Annotated in this window: 3 protein-coding genes; all 3 read right to left on the reverse strand. The window is 68.7% G+C overall.

What is annotated here, in order from left to right; translation table 11 throughout:
- Positions 1 to 1,136, reverse strand: a 1,136-nt coding sequence (locus AC1DWC_RS26545; protein WP_477912858.1) for an Ig-like domain-containing protein, incomplete at its 3' end; no start/stop codon positions are given.
- A 296-nt stretch (positions 1,137 to 1,432) separates the two neighbouring features.
- Complete coding sequence (locus tag AC1DWC_RS26550) at positions 1,433 to 3,142, reverse strand: Ig-like domain-containing protein (RefSeq protein ID WP_477912860.1); 1,710 nt, start codon at positions 3,140 to 3,142, stop codon at positions 1,433 to 1,435.
- A gap of 90 nt (positions 3,143 to 3,232) precedes the next feature.
- A partial coding sequence (locus AC1DWC_RS26555) for an Ig-like domain-containing protein (RefSeq protein WP_477912862.1) occupies positions 3,233 to 3,856 on the reverse strand: 624 nt, incomplete at its 5' end.

A 3,856-nucleotide genomic window follows, 5' to 3' on the forward strand; every position in this document is an offset into this window, starting at 1 on the left:
TCCGCCGGACCGACAGTCGCGGTCAGATCAACCGCAGTACCGGTCACAGCAGTGGCAGGAACCGCCAGGTCCGTCGTCGTGGTCACCAACGGGGCCGACACCTCGACCGCATGCGCCGCCGACGTCGAACCCACAAAGCCGGCACCCGCAACGAACTCGGCAGTGATCGACCGCGACCCGACCGTGTCGAATGTGTGCGACAGAGTCGCGGTGCCACCCGAAACCGCAGCCGGCGCACCGATGTTCACGCCACCGTCCTTGAACTGCACCGTGCCCACCGCATCCGCCGGACCGACAGTCGCGGTCAGATCAACCGCAATACCGGCCACAGCAGTGGCAGGAACCGCCAGGTCCGTCGTCGTGGTCACCAACGGGGCCGACACCTCGACCGCATGCGCCGCCGACGTCGAACCCACAAAGCCGGCACCCGCAACGAACTCAGCAGTGATCGACCGCGACCCGACCGTATCGAATGTGTGCGACAGAGTCGCGGTGCCACCCGAAACCGCAACCGGCGCACCAATGTTCACGCCACCGTCCTTGAACTGCACCGTGCCCACCGCGCCAGCCGGACCCACCGTCGCGGTCAGATCAACCGCAGTACCGGTGACAGCCTGAGCGGGAGCCGACAGCGTTGTCGTGGTGGCCACGTTCGGCGCGACCACCTCGACGTTCACGTTGGCCGGGTTGAATCCCTGTGTACTGCCGAAGGTGTAAACGTCGAAGAACATGCCGCTGTTGAACACACCCAGAGGAGCGGCGGCCGGCACTTTGTAGGTCACCGTGTAGTTCAGGGACTGGCCACTCTTGACCACGAATCCGCTGCCCAGGAAGCTGCAACCACCAGAGCACGTGGCCAACACGCTGCCGTCGGCTTGCTGCGAGATGGAGGAACCGCTACCGGTACCGGTCGCCGAGCCGCTCTGGTACACGAAGCCGGCCGGCGGGATGTCCCGGATCCTGGTGATGTAGCGCTCGGCACCGCCATTGTGGATGACCTCGTTCTTGTAGGTCACCGTGTCGCCGGGATGCAGGGTGGCCCCTGCGGTCCCGCCGACCACGCTCTTCTTGAAGATGAGGTTGCTGGTCGAGCCCTGATTGCTGGTCGACCCCGGATCTGCCGAGGCCGGACTCACGCCCAGCATGATCAGACCGGCGGCAGCCGCTGCCGCGGTCAGTGGTGTCGCAACGCGACGTATCGATGGACGCACTGGTATCTCCGGATCCTCGCCGCCACGCGGCGTTGGTATTGCCGTGTACTACCTGAATGACCGGGGACGATGCGTTGACTCTGGACACTCGACCCGATCGATCTGGACATCTGTCCCATGATGTCGCGGTACCGCATATCGAACCCACGGAGTGCGCCGACGGCCGTCTGCCGACGGCGCACTCCATCTCGCGTGCGGCACTACCTAGCCACGCTCAGCGATCAGGACTGGAAGAGGCTCTCCAGGCTGCCCGCGCCACCCGGGGTACCCGGATCGGTGGCACCCGGAACGGTCAGCGTCTGCGGCGCGGACGCCGAGTCGACGAACCCTGCCGASGCGATGAATTCCGCGGTGACACTGTAGGTTCCGGACGCCGCGAASGTGGTGGGCAGCGTCGCGACGCCGTTGACSACGTTCACCGGCGCACCGAGYGCGGTGTCRCCGAGCTTGAACTGCACCYTGCCGTTGGCGCCTGCCGGGTCGACCGTCGCCGTCAGYGTGACCGGCTGACCCTTCTGCACGGTGCCGACCGGGGCGAGGGTGGTGCTGGTCTGCACSGCGGCCGGCGGCGCGTGGGTGACGCTGACCGGGAACAGCGGTGCGACCGACCCCGCGACACCGGTGGTGCCGGAGTAGCGGGCGAGGACGCGGTGGGTGCCGGTGGTGGTGAACTTGTACGGCGCGACCGCGACGCCGTCGGTGCCGACCGTGCCGGTGACCTTGTCGCCGCCGTCGACGGTGAACTCGACGGTGCCGCCCTGCACCGCGGGGCTGACCTGGGCGTGCAGGTTCACGTCCTSGTCGACGAACGCGGTGTCGGGGCTGGTCATCGCGACGGTGGTGACGGTGTCGTCGGTGCTGACGTTGATGGTCTTGACCGSCGAGGTGGAGGCGATGAACCCGGTGGTGCCGGAGWACGCCGCGGTGATGGCGTGGTCGCCGTCGGTGGTGAAGGTGTGCGTCATCGAGGCGGTGCCGTTCGCGACGGTGACCGGKCCGCCGAGAGGTGTTGCGCCSTCGKAGAACTGGACGGTGCCGCCGTTCGCGGCCGGGTTGACGTTCGCGGTCARCGTGACCTCGGCGCCGTTCTTGACCGASCCGGGGGCGACGACGGTGGTGGTGGTCTGCTGGTCGGCCGCGGTGATGCTGGTCGTGGCCAGGGGGCCGGCGCCCGAGTTGAGGGGATCGGTGGCGCCGCCGACGTTACGCGGGGAGCACTGGGTGGGAGCCCATGCGGTGATGATCAGGGTGGCCTTCGGCAGGAAGGTGAGGAAGTTCTTGTCGTTGCCCCAGGCTCCSGCGTCGCCGGCGGTGCGCAGCTTGATCTCGACGTTGCCGGACGGGCCGGCCTTGAGCCGGGCCTTGACCTGCGGSAGCTGGAAGGTGGTCTTTTCGCCGGAGACSGCGTTCGCGACGATTCCGCCCTCGGAGCTCTTGCTGGCGTTGGGGCTGTTGCCGATGGTGGCGTTGTTKCCGGAGAGTCGGATGATGCCGCCGTTCGGGTCGACGTTGCCGTTCTCGTTGACCCGCAGCACGTTCGGCGTGACGCCGCTGAGKCCGGATCCGGTGCCGGGCACGACGGTGGCGCCGAGGAACTCCGCGTTCTGTGGGACGGCGACGTCGATCTTGATCCGCGAGACGTTCTGCACGCTGGCACCGGAGACCGAGTTGGGGTAGCTGATCGGCGGCGGCGCGATGACGACGTCGTACTCCTCGCCGGCGTTGACCGTCGCCGGGGCGTCGATCGAGACCGAGGAATCCTGCGCCTCGGTGGTCGGTCCGGCGACCGCCGACGGGGTCACCAGGCAGGCCGCCTTGAAGGTGGTGGTGATCGGGGCGGCCTGGGCGGGGAGGCCGCCGAGCATCGTGATGCCGACTACTGCCCCGGCGGTGATTGGAGTCGCCAACCGCCGAATTCTCTTGTTCTGCATGAATTCTCCTACTGATGAGGGAAAAGCCAGGGGTCACCCGGTCCGGGGCGTGAGCTGCTCACGCCCCGGACCGAGGTGGGCAGAGCGGGGTCAGCTGTTGAACAGGCYGGCGAGCGAWCCGAGGTCGGCGCTGCCGCCCGGGGTGCCCGGGTCGGTGGCGTCGGTGACGCCGATGACGGTCGGTCCGGAGACGGAGTCCTGGAAGCCCGCGCCGCCGGTGAAGACGGCGGTGATGCCGTAGGTKCCGGCGGTGTCGAAGGTGTGCGAGAGGGTCGCGACGCCGTCGACGACGGCSACCGGGGCGCCGATCTCGGTGGTGCCGGCCTTGAACTGGACGGTGCCGTTGGCGCCGGCGGGGGCGACGGTGGCCTTGAAGGTCATCGCCTGGCCGACGGTGGAGGGGCCGGTGACGGCGAGTGCGGTGGTGGTGGCCTCGCGGTTGGGCTCGGCGGCCTTGACGGTGACGGAGAACCCGGCGGAGGTGGACGGGGTGAATCCGGTGGTGCCGACGAACTTCGCGACCACGTTGGCGGTGCCGACGGTGGTGAAGGTGTGCGGCAGGGTCGCGACGCCGTCACCGGTGCCGACGTCGGCGGTGCCGACGGGGACGCCGTCGACGGTGAACTCGACCTGACCGGCGTCCGGGATCGGCATGACGGTGGCGGCGAGGTTGACCGGGACGCCGACGGTCGCGGTGACCGGTTCGAGGACGGT

Source organism: Rhodococcus sp. P4_C10 (assembly GCF_056402135.1).